Source organism: Pseudoalteromonas sp. SG41-1 (assembly GCF_014164575.1).
In the GTDB taxonomy this organism is placed as follows: Bacteria; Pseudomonadota; Gammaproteobacteria; order Enterobacterales; family Alteromonadaceae; genus Pseudoalteromonas; species Pseudoalteromonas rhizosphaerae.
Map to the genome: position 1 here is coordinate 48,899 of NZ_JACJFL010000023.1, position 16,578 is coordinate 65,476.

At 41.3% G+C, this 16,578-nt stretch carries 13 protein-coding genes and 1 riboswitch; of the genes, 7 read left to right on the forward strand and 6 right to left on the reverse strand.

The features are described 5' to 3' along the window. Positions 1–8: 8 nt before the first annotated feature. Positions 9–698 (reverse strand): spermidine synthase, encoded by a 690-nt coding sequence (locus H5203_RS13565; protein WP_145237969.1) that lies wholly within the window; start codon positions 696–698, stop codon positions 9–11. A 217-nt stretch (positions 699–915) separates the two neighbouring features. On the opposite strand from H5203_RS13565, the gene H5203_RS13570 reads away from it, so the two are divergent. Then, the gene (locus H5203_RS13570; protein ID WP_145237973.1) at positions 916–1,809 is read left to right on the forward strand and encodes a bifunctional GNAT family N-acetyltransferase/hotdog fold thioesterase; all 894 of its coding nucleotides are present in this window, start codon (positions 916–918) and stop codon (positions 1,807–1,809) included. Positions 1,810–1,861: 52 nt separating this feature from the next. Here the strand turns inward: H5203_RS13570 and H5203_RS13575 are convergent, their stop codons facing one another. The 5 genes from H5203_RS13575 to dapA all read right to left on the reverse strand — a co-directional run bounded on the left by H5203_RS13575 (position 1,862) and on the right by dapA (position 7,160). Beyond that, positions 1,862–2,902, reverse strand: a complete 1,041-nt coding sequence (locus H5203_RS13575) for a phospholipase A (RefSeq protein WP_182819866.1) — start codon at positions 2,900–2,902, stop codon at positions 1,862–1,864. A 285-nt stretch (positions 2,903–3,187) separates the two neighbouring features. After that, a complete protein-coding gene (locus H5203_RS13580) occupies positions 3,188–4,309 on the reverse strand; it encodes a succinylglutamate desuccinylase/aspartoacylase family protein (RefSeq protein ID WP_182819867.1) in 1,122 nt (373 codons plus the stop codon). A 5-nt stretch (positions 4,310–4,314) separates the two neighbouring features. Further along, entirely contained in the window at positions 4,315–5,520 is a 1,206-nt protein-coding gene (locus H5203_RS13585) for a PLP-dependent decarboxylase (RefSeq protein ID WP_145237982.1), read from the reverse strand. Then, complete coding sequence (locus H5203_RS13590; RefSeq protein ID WP_145237985.1) at positions 5,520–6,260, reverse strand: 2,3,4,5-tetrahydropyridine-2,6-dicarboxylate N-succinyltransferase; 741 nt, start codon at positions 6,258–6,260, stop codon at positions 5,520–5,522. Before H5203_RS13590 ends, H5203_RS13585 begins: the two co-directional genes overlap by 1 nt. Positions 6,261–6,275: 15 nt before the next feature. Further along, entirely contained in the window at positions 6,276–7,160 is an 885-nt protein-coding gene (dapA, locus tag H5203_RS13595) for a 4-hydroxy-tetrahydrodipicolinate synthase (protein ID WP_145237988.1), read from the reverse strand. 132 nt (positions 7,161–7,292) lie between these two features. Continuing rightward, positions 7,293–7,486, reverse strand: a riboswitch (Lysine riboswitch). A gap of 190 nt (positions 7,487–7,676) precedes the next feature. Here dapA and H5203_RS13600 point away from each other — a divergent pair. The 6 genes from H5203_RS13600 to H5203_RS13625 all read left to right on the forward strand — a co-directional run bounded on the left by H5203_RS13600 (position 7,677) and on the right by H5203_RS13625 (position 16,473). Further along, a complete protein-coding gene (locus H5203_RS13600) occupies positions 7,677–8,378 on the forward strand; it encodes a DNA-3-methyladenine glycosylase I (RefSeq protein ID WP_182732357.1) in 702 nt (233 codons plus the stop codon). A gap of 8 nt (positions 8,379–8,386) precedes the next feature. Beyond that, positions 8,387–9,802, forward strand: coding sequence for a YdiU family protein (locus H5203_RS13605; RefSeq protein WP_145237994.1), 1,416 nt, complete (start codon positions 8,387–8,389; stop codon positions 9,800–9,802). A 467-nt stretch (positions 9,803–10,269) separates the two neighbouring features. Further along, the gene (locus tag H5203_RS13610; protein WP_145237997.1) at positions 10,270–11,334 is read left to right on the forward strand and encodes an OmpA family protein; all 1,065 of its coding nucleotides are present in this window, start codon (positions 10,270–10,272) and stop codon (positions 11,332–11,334) included. A gap of 277 nt (positions 11,335–11,611) precedes the next feature. Continuing rightward, positions 11,612–14,209, forward strand: coding sequence for a bifunctional aconitate hydratase 2/2-methylisocitrate dehydratase (acnB, locus tag H5203_RS13615; RefSeq protein ID WP_145238000.1), 2,598 nt, complete (start codon positions 11,612–11,614; stop codon positions 14,207–14,209). A 389-nt stretch (positions 14,210–14,598) separates the two neighbouring features. Beyond that, a complete protein-coding gene (locus H5203_RS13620; RefSeq protein WP_145238003.1) occupies positions 14,599–15,231 on the forward strand; it encodes a 2OG-Fe dioxygenase family protein in 633 nt (210 codons plus the stop codon). Positions 15,232–15,240: 9 nt separating this feature from the next. Continuing rightward, positions 15,241–16,473, forward strand: coding sequence for a cysteine desulfurase-like protein (locus H5203_RS13625; RefSeq protein WP_145238006.1), 1,233 nt, complete (start codon positions 15,241–15,243; stop codon positions 16,471–16,473). Positions 16,474–16,578: the final 105 nt, after the last annotated feature.

Below are 16,578 nucleotides of genomic sequence, written 5' to 3' on the forward strand. Positions count from 1 at the left end.
GCTAGCAGTTATTTTCTGATCACCACGATGTTGTTGGCATAACCTGGAATTTTTTCGATGCTAGGTATTTTACCAAAAGTGGTGATCAGCAAATGTTCTAACTGCTTTAATTGTGATTCATGACCCGATAAAAAATTAATAAATAAATAGCCATTTTTAGTTAAAGCACAGCGCAGTTTTTCATAAAAGCGGTGTTTGTATAAAAATAACGGCGCATCTAATTGGCTAAATAGGTCAAGAATGATCCAATCGTATTGTGGGCCATGCTCTAATACAGCTTCAGCATCAAAACAGCGTAAATTCGATGCATGCTCACCACCAAAAAAACGCTTATAGCAATGAATGATATTCGGATTTTTCTCTACAGAGAGTAGCTGACTATCAGGGTAGGTGTGTTGTAAGTAATTGCGGATAGCGCCGCCACCTAAGCCCAGTTCAAGTACGGCGTTTGGTGCCGGGAGTGGTTGCCATAATTGCGCTAAATATTGTAAATGCGGAAACAGCAAATGGCTTGGGCTGCTTTTCTCGACCACTGACTGTAGTGTTTCGTTGATCAATAACCAACGTAACTGCTTATGTTGGCGTACCTGAATGCAATCGGCGCCATATTTGTGCCAATAGAGTAGTTGCCCGATACGGTGACAATCTTCGATAAAGCTGTGTTTTACTGCCCCGTTGTCTTCAAAAAAATGTTCCATAGTTACATCAGCATAGACGAGTCAATCTAAAGTGCCAATATGTCTATCAAGTTTTACAGGTAAAGCAGTTATTTTGCGTTGCTCACCAAAGTCGTATTCCAAGTTTTTACCAGATGGAGTATGGTAGTTTGCAAATAATAACTGACCGCATTTTTAGTTAGATAAACGCATCTTGAATTAGCAAGCGTTTGCGGCCTTGGTAGCAACAGGAGTGATTATGTTTCAGGTGACAACACCACAAAGTAGCGAAGATTGGCAAGCGTATTATCAATTACGTTGGCAAGTATTGCGCGCGCCTTGGAATGAACCGCGTGGTTCTGAGCAGGATGATTTAGAGCAAGATGCTGAGCATCGCTTTATTAAAAATAAAGAGGGGGCAGTGTTAGGTGTTGCACGACTGCATTTTAATAATCAACAACAAGCGCAAGTCCGTTATATGGCCGTTGCACAAGGTAACCGTAATCAACACATTGGTAGCCGTTTATTGCATGAGCTCGAGAAAATAGCCTGGACTCAAGACGCCGATGAGTTAGTTTTATTCGCTCGTGAACGAGCATTAGAATTTTACAAACGTCATGGTTATGAATTAAAAGAAAAGGCTCACTTAGCTTACGATGATGTACAACACTGGAAAATGGTGAAACAAAAACCGTCTGAGCCAGGCTGGTTCCGCCATCCCAATTGGACCCAAGTTCTGCAAAATACCTGGCGCGAATCTATTCCGATCAGCGATGCTATGGGCATTAAAGTTGAAAGTTACACTGATTGGCAATTTACCACCAGTGCAGATTTAAATGCGAACTTAAACTTGCATAACACTATGTTTGCTGGCTCTATTTATAGTTTAGCGACGTTAACCGGCTGGGGCGCGACTTATTTAGCACTCAAAGAAGCCGGGCTTGAAGGTAATATTGTGTTAGCTGATGCTAATATTAAATATTTAAAACCGCTTAATAACGACCCTCGTGGCAGCGTTGATTTAAGCGGCTGTAAGGGTAAATTAGCCGAGTTAGAGTCAGAAGGTAAAGCGAGCTATGTAGTGCCAGTGGAAATCTACGATGGTGAGTTACTGGTTGCTGAGTTTGAAGGTACATTTAGAATTATTAAGTAGTTAGAATTCAGAGCAAACAAAAGATAAGGCCAAGCAATTGCTTGGCCTTTTTTTATAGTAAATCAGTTAATAATATACCCACGCCAATACGTTCTATGTCAGCGTTATAATCAATTAAACTTTCACCGTAGCCGTTGAAGTATTGGGCGTAACCGCGAACTCGGCCCCATAACGGGAATGACCAATCAAGTTGAATTGCGCCACGATTGTCTGAATTTAAGTTGTTACGTGTCATAAAACTAAATTCATGATCATTAAGTCGATATGCACCGCTAAATTCAAAGTAACCCATGTATTTGTAAATATCAGGGTTATCATCACCTCTTGGATCTAATGGCGTTTCCTTCTCGCTTTCTGAAATACGGTACCAAGGTTTAAAGCTAAACACATAGCCATCGTTTTCCCACAGAAAGTTTGCATAAATACGGTTCCATGAGCGCGACTGAGGCTGACTATTACCGTTAGATTGATGCGAAATACCAAGGACTACTGCCATTTCGTCGCCCCATGGAACGTGCTTCTTATCTAAATAATTAACCCAAAAAATTTCTGGCTCATAGTTGGTCTCACGAAATGGTGAGGAGCTTTCTTTGTTATAAAGCTGCCAATATGACTGTAATGTAAAGGCAAAAAATATAGCCTGGTCTTCATCAGAAAAATCATCGAAAATAGGTACCTTAATTGAAAGCTGATATTTTGCTTCTAAGTTATCGAGTGGTTCATCTTGTTTTTCACCGGTTAGTTCGTCATACGCTTCAAACGAGCTATTGTTTGGGTGGGATACATAAGAAACAGGTAAAATGTAGTTACGTTTGTGTGGGGTAATAACATTACGGTTTTCTTTACTTACTTCTTCGCGTGCTTGGCGCTTATCGAGTGCGGTAAGTTGTTTGCTTTCATCAAGTGATGAGCATTTTTTACGCAGTTGTGCTAGCGTCATCTCGCCAGCCCCGCCAATTGCCTCATTTAAAATACATTGCTTTACTAGCTCGACATCATCATCTTGCTCGTTGGTTTTTGCTGTTGATTCTGATTGTGCGAATACAGTGCTTGATAATAGTGCAGTAAATAGGATCCCATAGTGCCAAGTCATTATTATTCCTTTGATAAAATCAAATAGAGAGTAGCTATTGTGTTTTTCGTAAATGAGAATAGGCTAATTTCAGTATCATAAAACGACTAAGATACCTATCCCATACATTTATCCAGCATTTACTGTAACTGAATATCAGTGAATTGTTACTGAACTTACGTGATTGTGGCGCTTTTCGATCATAAATACAAAGAAAAAGCGGCCGAAGCCGCTTGTTCAATGCACTTTTTCCAATTGGATAGTCGTGCTCTCACGCAATGAGAAGGGTTGAGCTTGATATAAAAATTAAAGCTCAAATACGTTAGTAAAGAATTTATATAGTTCGGTGCCTTGGTTTACGCTTGCTGAAGCAAAATGCAAAATCGCGATGGCGTCACAATCAAGTGTTAGGGTTTGTAATGGTTGCTCTGCTAGGTAGCGCTCCATTCGCAATACTTTAGCTATGGGCTCGCCGGCTTTAATATGGCCGCCAAGTGGCGCGATATACTCAACCATGCCGCCCATAGGTGCATAGTAAGCAAGGTAATCATTTAAATCACAGCCGTAGCGCTTCATTACTTTTGGCTGATAGGGGGCATCAACGAATACCTGCTTATGATTTAGGTAACTTAAAATACTATTAGCATCATCAAGGGCCGCAGTTAAATCGATTTTTTCTTGGCTGCCGAGTTCAACCGTAAACGCTTCAACTTGAACAGCAAAGTCACGCCCTTGTTGAGCTAATGCCTCGGTTAATTGCCACCATGGGCAAAAACTTGCTTCATCCATTGCTCCTGCAAAATCATTAGGAATGATTAATACATGAGGAATATTAAAGTAGTTGGCACTGGCCTTGGCATAATCTGGGCAATATAAATGCTGACTCGAAATGGGGCCTGTGTGTAAGTCGAGCATGATATCAGCTTGGTGTGCCAATTTTTGCAAGTTAAGTGCAATGCGTTTGCCTGTAGTTAGGCGATAAGCTGGACCGCTTAGTTGTTGCTCTACTTCATCAATCAGTGCGGCTTTAAACGCACTTTTTAAGGTTTGCTCATCGGCATCACTATATTGCTCAGCAAATTGGCTCGCGAGCTTACTATTGTAGTGATACATGCGGTTCCAGTTGGTGCCGGTGATTGGATCAAAACGACCAAGGGTGAATTCGCCCGATTTTTGATTGCAACCAATTGGGTTCGCGTAAGGCACCAGGGTGATATCGCCTTTGAGTTCAAGATGCTTAAGCTGCTCAAGTAATTGGTAAATAACCGCATTGCCTTGTACTTCTGCACCGTGCATATTAGCTTGTACATACACACTTGGCCCAGTGCCATCGCCTTTTAAACGATAGACAGGAATTGTGAGCGGTAGGCCGTTGGCAACTTCACCAACTACTATGTTTTCTTGGCTTATAGCTTTAGTCGTACTCATCTCAATTACCTTAAGTAGTAGCTGGCATCTTCAGCTGTGCGAATACAGTTAAGCTCGCCATTTTGTAATGTGTATTCAGCTGCTAGCTCATGACATAAAAAATACGGCATACTTTCGGTAAAGCCGTACGCGCCACATTGGCTAAAGACCAGCCAGTCTTGCTCATTTAAATCACTAGGTAATTGGTGTTCACCTAAGCAATCAAGTGCTGTACATAATGGCCCATATAAGCTCATAGTTTGGTATGCAGCAGTTGAGTCTCGTAATAATCGTGCTGGGAAATCTTGGCTGGTGACTGCAGGGCGCAATAAATGATTAATACCGCCGCTTAAGATTACTTGTTGTTGGGCATAGTTAAGTTTTCGCTCAACGACAGGCGTTGCGTAATGACCGCATTCGCCCACAGCATAACGGCCAAGCTCCATCCAGAGTTCTTGTACGCCTGCGGCATGTTTAATGTTAGCTAATGCATCAATGAGCGCATCCCAACTTAAGGTTGGTGCATCAAGAGTGTAAGGAATACCTAAACCACCGCCTAAGTCGAGTACTTTTAAGTGAATACCTAAGTCGTTGGCAAGCTTTGTTAGCGGTGCAATCATTTGTGACCAAAGTTCAGCTAGCTTGTCGCTGCTGAGCATGTTGCCCCATTGAAAAATATGCAGGCCATCAAAGCTAAGCGCTGGGTAGTCGCTAGTATTTAGCGCTTGCCATTCATCGCAACCTAAACCAAATGGAGTAAGGCTATCGCCACCAAGTGGGTTTTTTTCCCCTTCAGGCCAGCGTAATTGCACTCGCAGTAATACCTGTAACTGACAGTTTTGTAAGCTTGCTTGCTCGTTAAGCCAGCGTACTTGATTAAGGCTTTCGGCAACAAAGGTACGTACGCCGCGCGCAATAAAGTGTTTAATTTGTTTTGGGCTTTTGGCAGGCCCTGTATTGAGCACGCGCTCGCTGTTAATACCTTGTGCCAGAACTTGCTCAAGTTCGCCTTTACTTGCTACATCAAAGTTAAAACCCACGTTATCTAAGCTTTGAATGACTTTAGATAATGGATTAGCTTTTACGGCATACCACAGTTTTACCTCAGTTTGCGCCACTAATCGCGTTAAGTGTGCGTTTAATGTATCAAGGTCGTAAATAAAAAATGGTGTATCAAGCGTAGTTGATAGCTCATCAATGGCGGTTTTAACTGGCGTGCTCAAAAAGCTCATTAACGTAAAACCTCTTCAAGCAGCAATGATGCATCACTTTGTTCATCACGGTATTTTACAATTAATGCACACGACATACTTAATCCTTGCTCGCGGGCCCAAGTATTAGAAGCTGGACGAGAGCCTGGAATAACAATCGCGTATTCAGGAATAGGCTCGCCTTTAGCCAGCTGGCGCTCATTAACACAGTCATAAACTGGAATAGTTGCTGATAAGCGTACACCTGGTGCGAGCACCGCGCCTTTTTTCACTACTACGCCTTCAACAATCACGCAACCTGCACCGATGAATGCATCGTCTTCTACCACCACCGGGCTTGCACCAATAGGTTCAAGTACACCGCCTAGTTGTACTGCAGCGCTTAAATGTACATTTTTACCTACTTGCGCACACGACCCCACTAACGCGTGGCTATCAACCATAGTGCCTTCATCGATAAACGCACCAATGTTTACATATGCTGGTGGCATAATAATCGTGCCCTTAGCAACGTGTGCGCCACGGCGAACGCTTGAGCCACCAGGTACCATACGCACTCCAGCATCGGCTGCAAAACCTTGTGGTGCTAAATTGTGTTTATCAACAAAGCCACCTGGAAATTCGGTATTAGTGCCATTTTTAAACGCTTCTAAAATACCTTGTTTTACCAGAACGTTAGCATGCCATTGGCCGTTGTCGTCTTGTGTTGCTGCGCGCACTGCGCCCGATTCTAAATTATTTAGTAGTTCTAACCAGCTCATTATAAAAACCTGTATTTAATGCCAAGATAAAATGGTGTTGTTTGCGTTGTTAATACAATCAGTTTGCGTTAACTCAAGATGCGTCAAAGGTGGACGTAAGTACGGGCTGTTAATTCGCCCTTGTAAATGCATCAATACTTTGACGGGGATAGGGTTTGCGACAGCAAACAAGCTTTGAATGGCTTGTGACCAGTCGGCAAATAAATTGGGGTGTTGACCGCTGAGACTTCGTTTTACAAACTCATGGGTTTGCACAGGCCATGCATTAGCAGCCACAGAGACTAAACCTTTTGCGCCAGCCTGGGCAAAGTAAGGCATCAGTGCATCGTCACCGCTAAAAATAGCTAAATTAGGTGCGACTTTTCTAAAACCTTCAAATTTAGCAATGTCGCCACTGGCTTCTTTGAGTGCCCACAAGTTTTTATGGTCTTTTAAGTTGCTAATTACGGCCGATGGAATATCAACAGCACTGCGCCCTGGTACGTTATAAAGCATGCAAGGATGTTTACTGGTATTAAGTAAGCTTTCAAACCAATGTGTTTGGCCTACTACGCCGGGCTTAGCGTATAGGGGAGTGCCCAGTAAATAGCTATGAATGGGTAACTGATTACAGTATTCAACCCAGGCAATTTGTTGCTTTAGGTTTATACCGCCTACTGCAACCATCAGTGGTACTGTTGGCGTTAATTGGCACACGTGTTCAACAATCGCTTGTTGCTCTTTGAGTGTTAGTGCGAGGCCTTCGCCAGTGCTACCAAGTAATAAAATACCATTGTTAGCCACTTGCTGCTGTGCAACTAACTGATCAAGAGTGGCATAGTCGACTTCACCAGCGTCAGTAAATGGCGTGACGAGTGCCGTCCACAAAGGGTAGTCATTTAAATTGAAGTTATTGATCATCTCTCACGAACTTATAAGTGATTCGAGGAGTTAATAAGCTTTTATGATTGGAGCCACATTAACGTCGTTCGAACTAATAATTCGAAGAGCGAATGGGCTTAATATAATAGGGCGCTATGGCCTTATTACGCTAAGACCAGAAGCTCTCCACCAAATATTTTAACAGCCAAGCTGCTATTGGTGACAGTCGCTGGGATTCAACCCAGTCGCCCGAAGTAAAACTTCACAAAAAGTGTTACTTCTCGGCGTTAATTCCCCTCACGTATGATCACTGGAGTGTGTGCTCCTCACATACGTTACCTGAATAACGCACCTCTTCTAGCCCATGGTGCAAGTTTTATCGTTTAAAACTCACACCTTTAATAGGGGTAATACGGAAGATTAAAGCATTTTAGCCGTCTAGGTGTCAAGGCTGGATATTTTTAAGTTTATTTTTAGCTGCAATGTGCTCCTGACATTTTTTTACAACGTAAATAGCGTTACAGTAAGCGTAATAACAAGCAGTGGTAGTGAGTAATGGAAAAATTTCAAGATATATATCAACGAGCGGCACAGCGAAAAGGTAGCGAAGTAATGTTACAGCACTTACTTGTTGCCCCTCAAAATGCAAAGCAATTAACTGCTTTACCTGATGATGCATGGCTTGAAGAGTTTACCCGCAAAATTTTTCAAAGTGGTTTTTATTGGTCAGTGATCAACAATAAATGGCCAGGTTTTCGGGAAGTATTTTGGGATTTTAGTGTGGCTAAATTATTAATGATGCCGCCAGATATGCTTGAGCAAAAAGCCACCGATGAGCGAATCGTTCGTAACTTTAAAAAAGTGCAAACGATCCCAGAAAATGCGTATATGATCCATGAAGTGGCAAGTGAACATGGCAGTTTTAGTCAGTTTATTGCAGATTGGCCGAGCGACGATATTATTGGTTTGTGGGGGTATTTAAAAAAGCATGGGGCGCGTTTAGGTGGTAACACCGGCCCTTATGCATTGCGAACCTTAGGGAAAGACACTTTTTTATTCTCGCGTGATGTAGAAAGTTATCTCCGTGCTCATAAGATAATTGATGGCGGTTTACAAACTAAAAAGTCACTTACCAGCGCTCAACATTTTTTTAATGAATTGCAGCAACAAAGCGGATTAAGCCTTCAAGAGCTCAGTTTGTTAGTTGCATACAGCGTGGGCGATAATCGCGTTGGCATACAAACAACCCAAGCCTAAGGAATACTATGAAATTAGTTGCTCGTTACACCCAGATTGCTGATGATTTTGCTGTGGCTGATCAGCCAAGTGCTGTTATTGCTCCAAACTTACTGCTGTGGAACGATACGTTAGCTAGGCAGATTAATATTGAGGTTGCCACATCAGAACGTGCGGTAATTTTTTCTGGTAATCTTAATAACAGCGATGTTGCTGCTGTGGCATTAGGTTACTCAGGGCATCAATTTGGACATTTTTCACCGCGTTTAGGTGATGGGCGAGCACATTTATTAGGGGCTGTCACTGATCAGCAGCAACAGCTTTGGGACATTCAACTCAAAGGTTCTGGTGCTACGCCATTTTCACGTGGAGGTGATGGCCGTTGCGCAATCGGTCCTGCGGTACGTGAATATATAATGAGTGAGGCAATGCACGGGCTTGGCATACCGACGACACGTTGTTTGGCAGTTGTTGCCAGTGGTGAAACAGTTTACCGTCAACCACCACAACAAGGAGCCATTGTTACCCGCGTTGCTAGTAGTCATATACGTGTCGGTTCGTTTCAGTATTTAGCTGCGCAAGGTGATGTTGCTGGTTTAAAAAATTTAGCTGATTTAGCTATTGAGCGTCATTATCCTGAGATAAATTCTACGGGCTCTGCGCGTTATTTGGCATTTTTAAGTGCGGTGATTGAAAAGCAAGTTAGCCTGATTGTTAGCTGGATGCGCGTTGGTTTTATTCATGGAGTAATGAATACTGATAATACGCTCGTCAGTGGTGAGACCATCGATTATGGCCCTTGTGCAATGATGAATCAGTTTGATTTTGATACTGTATTTAGTTCTATTGATCGCCAAGGCCGCTATGCTTTTGGCAATCAACCTAATATTGCTAATTGGAATTGTGCACGTTTAGCTGAAAGTTTAATTCCTTTAATTAGCGATGACGAAGAGCAGGCTGTTGAGCTACTAAGCCCATTAATAAATGGTTTTGCTGAGCAGTTTCAGCAAGCTTTTACACAGATGTGGGCGAAAAAGTTGGGCTTTGATGGTCATCAAGATGGTGATGCTGAATTAGTATCCGAGTTATTAACTTTACTGAAAACTCATCAGCTTGATTACACCAATACTTTTGACTCCTTAACAGAATCACTGCAAGGTCAGACTGCTATTCCGAGTGACTTGGCTGGTTGGTCTATTAAGTGGTTAGCCAGAACAAATACGCAAAGCTATCAGCTGATGCGCCAAGCCAACCCACGCTTGATCCCGCGTAATCATATCGTTGAAAGCATAATACAGCAGTATGAAAGTACTGGTGAAAGCAGCATGTTAGATGAATATTTAACGGCCTTGAGGTCGCCTTACCAATTGTTGGCAAGCCCTGCATTTTGGTACTCACCGCCTGTCGATATGGACACTAATTACCAAACATTTTGTGGTACATAATAACAGCATCAATTATTGTTATTTGTCGCTGTTCGTAAATTGAACGGATACGAACGAATTGATGCTACTTATTCATCCAGATCTTTAGTTAAAAGCTGTTATTTATTAATAATTATAAGAAATAAATATGCTTAGCTACTTGTTGATTTAAAATTAACCAATATAATGCATCCATTAACTTCAGCATTTAAATTTTTAAAGCCAAATATATTGGAAACGTTGTTTCTGAAATAGTAGTGATAGCAATTACAATGCTGACAATCGATGTATGTGTAAGTTAGGTAAAGTCTTTTATCTGAACTATAATGTAGAGCGCTTTATTCTAATAAATATTTAAATTGCAAAATATATGCATTTAAACGTTTTTGTTAAGTAATGATTAACTAAAGATACGGTACTCTGTAATCAAACTTATTGAGCTAGGGTTTCTTAGCTACAATTTTAATTGTGAAAATGGGAAGGAAACAATGAAATTAAAATCACTTACTATTGCTTTAGCACTAGCTGCAACTAGCGCTTCAAGCTTCGCGGCTGAAAAAGAAGGTTTCTTTATCGGTGCTTTTGGCGATTATTACGATGCTTCATGGGAAAATGTCCGTGGTAGCGCAGGTACTAACGTTGATGATTCAACTGGTTGGGGTGCGGAAATTGGTTATCGTTTTAACGATTACTGGAGCGCGCGCTTAGAATATGCTGATATGGATTTTGACATTTCAAATGTAAATCCTGCTATGAACGCAACAAGCATGGACGGCGATCGTTTAGGTATTGATGGTCTTTATCACATCAACGGCGGCCCTTTCTATGGTATTTTCGGTCTTAAACAAATCGATATTACAGAAAACCTAACTTTTGCTAATGTGGGTGCTGGTTACCAACATTATTTCACTGATAATTTCGCATTTAATGCTGAAACATCTATTTACCAAGGCCTTGACCGTGGTTACACAGATGTAGGTGCTAAACTTGGCCTTAGCTATTTATTTGGTAAGCAAAGTTCAGCAGCTGAGCCAGTTAAAGCTGCTCCAGCTCCAGCTACAGTAGTACCTGTAGCGGTTGCTCCTGTTGATAGCGATGGTGATAACATCCCTGATGCAGATGACCAATGTGCAAACACACCAATGACAGATGCTGTTGATGGAACAGGTTGTACTCTATATGAAGACCGTGAAGTAACTAAGAGCTTGTTAGTAACATTCCCTAACAATGCGTCGGTTGTTGCTGGCAAATATGACAGCGGTATTGAAAAAGTTGCAGGCTTCTTAAAAGAGCACACAGATACAACAGTATTACTTGAAGGTCATTCTTCTGCTGTTGGTAAAGCAGATTACAACAAGTGGTTATCTAAAAAGCGTGCTGATGCAGTTGCTGCTAAGCTAATTGCTGATGGCATTGCTGCAGATCGTATTACTACTGTTGGTCTAGGCGAAGAGCGTCTTAAAAATACAGACAACACACCTGCTGCACACGCGGAAAACCGTCGTGTAGAAGCACACATTAAGTCAATTGAACGCGTGAAAGTTGAGCGTTAATAGCATTTGATTTATTAAAAACCCGGCAATATGCTGGGTTTTTTTATGCCTAATAAAATAGTAATGATTCGCAGTTAATTAACATTCATGTGAATGGTGTTTTCCTTTTTGACTATTCATAGTATTTATAGTGAGTATAAAATTTTGCTTGATTGCATGGACTTTCATCTATATTTAAAAGCTTTATAATTAATCGTCAGAATACTATAAGTATTGAGTAATTTTTCGCGAGAACGCGTATTACTGAATACTTTCACGTCACCAAGAGGGCAATATTGTGCTAGAAGATTATCGTAAACACGTAGAAGAACGTGCCGCGTTAGGTATCGTACCAGCGCCATTGGATGCTCAGCAAACGGCTGATCTTATCGAGCTAGTTAAAACACCACCTGCAGGTGAAGAAGAGTTTATTTTAGACTTATTAGTAAATCGCGTGCCGCCAGGTGTGGATGACGCAGCTTACATTAAAGCTGGTTTTTTAGCCGCAGTTGCTAAAGGTGAGGCAACTTCACCACTAATTTCAAAAGAAAAAGCAGCTGAGCTATTAGGCACAATGCTTGGCGGTTACAACATCGCCCCCATGATTGAGCTACTTGACGAAGAATCGCTTGCGCCAATCGTTGTTAAAGGTCTTGCAAATACGTTATTAATGTTTGATGCATTTTATGACGTTGAAGAAAAAGCAAAAGCGGGTAATGAATACGCTAAGCAAATTATTGAATCTTGGGCTGCTGCAGAATGGTTTACCAATAAACCTGCGGTTGCTGAAAAAATCTCAGTTACGGTATTCAAAGTAACTGGCGAAACAAATACTGATGATTTATCACCAGCGCCAGACGCATGGTCACGTCCTGATATTCCATTGCATGCTTTAGCAATGCTAAAAATTGAGCGTGACGGTATTACACCTGATAAAGCTGGTGAAGTTGGCCCAATTACACAACTTGAAGAATTAAAAACGAAAGGCTTACCACTTGCCTACGTAGGTGATGTTGTTGGTACTGGCTCTTCTCGTAAGTCAGCAACTAACTCTGTACTTTGGTTTATGGGCGATGATATCCCGTTTGTACCAAACAAGCGTGTTGGCGGTGTATGTTTAGGTAATAAAATTGCGCCAATCTTCTTCAACACAATGGAAGATTCAGGCGCATTACCAATCGAATTAAATGTTGATGAACTTAACATGGGTGAGCAAATCGATATCTTCCCTTACGAAGGTGTTGTTAAGCGTCACGGTACTGATGAAATTATTTCTACTTTTGAACTTAAATCTGAGGTAATTTTAGATGAAGTTCGTGCTGGTGGTCGTATCCCACTAATCATTGGTCGTGGTTTAACTGACAAAGCGCGTACATCTCTTGGCTTGGGTGCAACTGATGTATTTAAAGTACCAACAGCAACAGAAGTTTCTGATAAAGGCTTCACACTAGCGCAAAAAATGGTTGGTAAAGCATGTAACGTTGCAGGTATTCGCCCTGGTCAATACTGTGAGCCTAAAATGACTACTGTTGGTTCGCAAGATACAACCGGTCCTATGACGCGTGATGAACTTAAAGATTTAGCGTGTTTAGGTTTCTCTGCAGATTTAACAATGCAGTCTTTCTGTCATACATCAGCTTACCCTAAACCTATTGATGTAAATACTCACCATACGCTTCCTGATTTCATCATGAACCGTGGCGGTGTTTCACTTCGCCCAGGTGACGGTATTATCCACTCATGGTTAAACCGTATGTTATTACCAGATACCGTCGGTACTGGTGGTGATTCACATACACGTTTCCCATTAGGCATTTCATTCCCAGCGGGGTCGGGTGCAGTAGCATTCGCAGCAGCAACTGGTGTAATGCCACTTGATATGCCTGAATCAATTTTAGTCCGTTTTAAAGGCGAAATGCAGCCTGGTATCACATTACGTGACCTAGTACATGCAATCCCTTACTACGGTATTAAGCAAGGCTTATTAACCGTTGAGAAAAAAGGAAAAATTAACGAATTCTCTGGTCGAGTACTAGAAATTGAAGGCGTTGAGCACCTAACTGTTGAGCAAGCATTTGAATTATCTGATGCATCTGCAGAGCGTTCGGCGGCAGGTTGTACTGTTAAGTTATCTAAAGAATCTATTTCTGAATATCTAGAATCAAACATTGTTATGCTGAAGTGGATGATCTCTGAAGGTTACGGTGATGTACGTACGATTGAACGTCGTGTTACGGCAATGCAAGAGTGGTTAGCTAACCCAGAACTTATGGAAGCTGATAAAGACGCTGAGTACGCTCATATAGTTGATATCGATTTAGCTGAAATTAAAGAGCCAGTTCTTTGTGCACCAAATGATCCAGATGATGCGCGTCTTCTTTCTGATGTTGCAGGCGAGAAAATTGATGAAGTATTCATCGGCTCTTGTATGACTAATATTGGTCACTTCCGTGCTGCTGGTAAGTTGCTTGATGGCTTTAAAGGTCAATTACCGACTCAGCTTTGGGTTGCTCCACCAACTAAGATGGATAAAGACCAACTTACAGAAGAAGGTTATTACGGTATTTTTGGTCGTGTTGGCGCACGTATCGAAACTCCAGGTTGTTCACTATGTATGGGTAACCAAGCACGTGTTGCAGATCAAGCAACAGTTGTGTCTACCTCTACACGTAACTTCCCGAACCGTTTAGGTAATGGTGCAAACGTATTTTTAGCTTCATCTGAACTTGCTGCAATCGCTGCAATTTTAGGTAGATTACCAACATCTGCTGAGTATCAAGAATATGCTGCGAAGATCAATGCAACAGCATCAGATACATACCGTTACTTGAACTTCCATCGCATGCCTGCTTACACTAAAAAAGCAGACAACGTGATTATTCAACAAGCTGTTTAATTTTAACTCGTTTGTATATGACAGCCTGCTTAGCAGGCTTTTTTATTAGGGATGCTGAAATATTATTCGTATTTAGTTGAACATTAAGAATGTGGCGCTACAACCTACCTTACCAGCCTGCGACTAAGTTGAACTTGTAGTTGAAGATTGAAAAATAAATATGAGGTTAGTTGGACTCTTTAAGTGTTTTTGTTATTGATGTTTATAAATAGAAATTCCATTGGTCATTTTGTTGTTAGATTAAAATTTCATTATGATGATATTTTAGAACTTAAAATTCTACTTTAACCTTACTTTAATCAAGTAAAGACGCAAAAAATCCCCTCTATTTGCATTAAAATCCCTTCATTATTTATGAGTTAATCCTCTTATTTTTAGGCGAGATTTTTATGACAGCATTAAACAACCAGAACCTATTACAACTTCGCTTTGTAAACCAAGCTCATATTGAGGCTGTTAAGCCATCGTTTGCTAATCTTCCGGCTAACCCGTATGCCGACGGTGCGTTTCGTAAACGCCGCTATTCAGTAATTAAAGTGCAAAATGATGAACTTGTTTTACAAGCCACAAAAGCATTTGTACAAGATGATTCAATCAATACTTTCCAAGGTAATGTTGAGCGCACTTACGAAAATTTAGAGCCGAGTTTATTGGCAAGCGAAGGGATGAAAAGTATCGTCAATGAGTTTCGTGCCATTACCGGTATAAGCGAAGAGCGTGATATTGAAATTCATCAATTTCGTATGCTTGCTATTGAAAGTGATACGCCGCCTGCGCCAGAAGGTATTCATCAAGATGGCTTTGATCACGTTTGTATTTGTGGTGTATCTCACGAAAACTTAGAAGGTGGTGAGTTGTTGGTGTATGAAAATAAGCAAGCTGAGCCTTGTTTTAAAATGGAAATTAAAGACGGTATGTTTGCATTAATTAATGACCGTGAAGTTTGGCATAACGCAACACCGATGAATAAAATTGATGACACAAAAGCGGGTTATCTTGACTGCTTCGTACTGACAGCTTAAGGAATAGCAATGAACTTAACACAATTACGCCGCCAATTTCCGGCCCTAATGCAGCAAGTAGCTGGTAAGTCACCAATATTTTTAGATGGCCCGGGTGGCTCACAAGTACCACAGCCTGTTTTGAGTGCAATGTCGGCTTATTTAGGTTATTACAACTCGAATTTAGGCGGTGCATTTTTTTCGAGTGAAAAAACCGTTGAGTTAATGGCTGATGCGCGCCAAGCGGCTGCTGATTTACTTAATTCCCCATCGCGCGATCAAATTGTATTCGGTGCGAATATGACTAGCCTTACTTTTAGCTTTAGCCGTGCGATTTCTCGTGATTGGCAAGCGGGTGATGAGATTATCGTGACCAATGCAGATCACTTCTCAAATGTATCTTCTTGGCAGCAGGCTGCAGAAGATAAAGGCGCAAAGGTTAATACTGTATTGATTAACGAAGCTGATTGCAGCTTAGATTTAGCGCATTTTACAAGCTTACTGAGTACTAAAACCAAATTAGTAGCCGTTACTTATGCATCAAACACTACCGGCTCTATAAACGACATTAAACGTATTGTTGAAATGGCTCATAGGGTAGGTGCTTTGGTGTATGTGGATGCTGTGCATTATGCGCCACATGAGCTGATTGATGTTCAAGCACTTGATTGTGATTTTTTGGCCTGCTCTGCGTATAAGTTTTTCGGCCCACATTTAGGTATGGTGTACGGTAAGCGTGAGCACCTTGAAGAGTTTCGACCATACAAAGTCGAGCCTGCCAAAGATGTTATTCCTGGGCGCTGGGAAACCGGCACGCAAAGCTTTGAAGCACTCGCAGGTTTAATTGCTGCTGTTGACTACATTGCAGATATTAGTGAGCTTGATGGTAGCTATTCACGCCGCGATAAATTAGCTTCTGCTTTTGCAAAAACTAAACAGCATGAAATGGCGTTAAGTGAGTACTTCCTTACTCGACTAGTTAACTATCCTAAGATCAAACTATTTGGTATTGATGATTTAGATCGTTTAGCTGAACGTACCCCAACTTTTGCTTTAACCTTTGTAGGGCTTGAGCCACGTCAGGTGTCTGAGTTTTTAGGTAAGCAACATGTATGTGTGTGGGATGGTAACTTCTACGCTCAGGGATTATGCAAGCAATTGGGTGTATTGGATACTGGCGGCGTTGTACGCATTGGTTGTATGCACTACAACACCATCGAAGAGCTAGATAAGTTATTTGATTTGTTTGATGAACTGATTTAAAGCTATAAGTTATAATTAGAGCTATAAGTCATAAGCTGTAAGTTTTAAGCGACCAGAGCGCTTGGTAAGCCAAAAATCTACTCAATTCAGATTTTATGTCAAGGC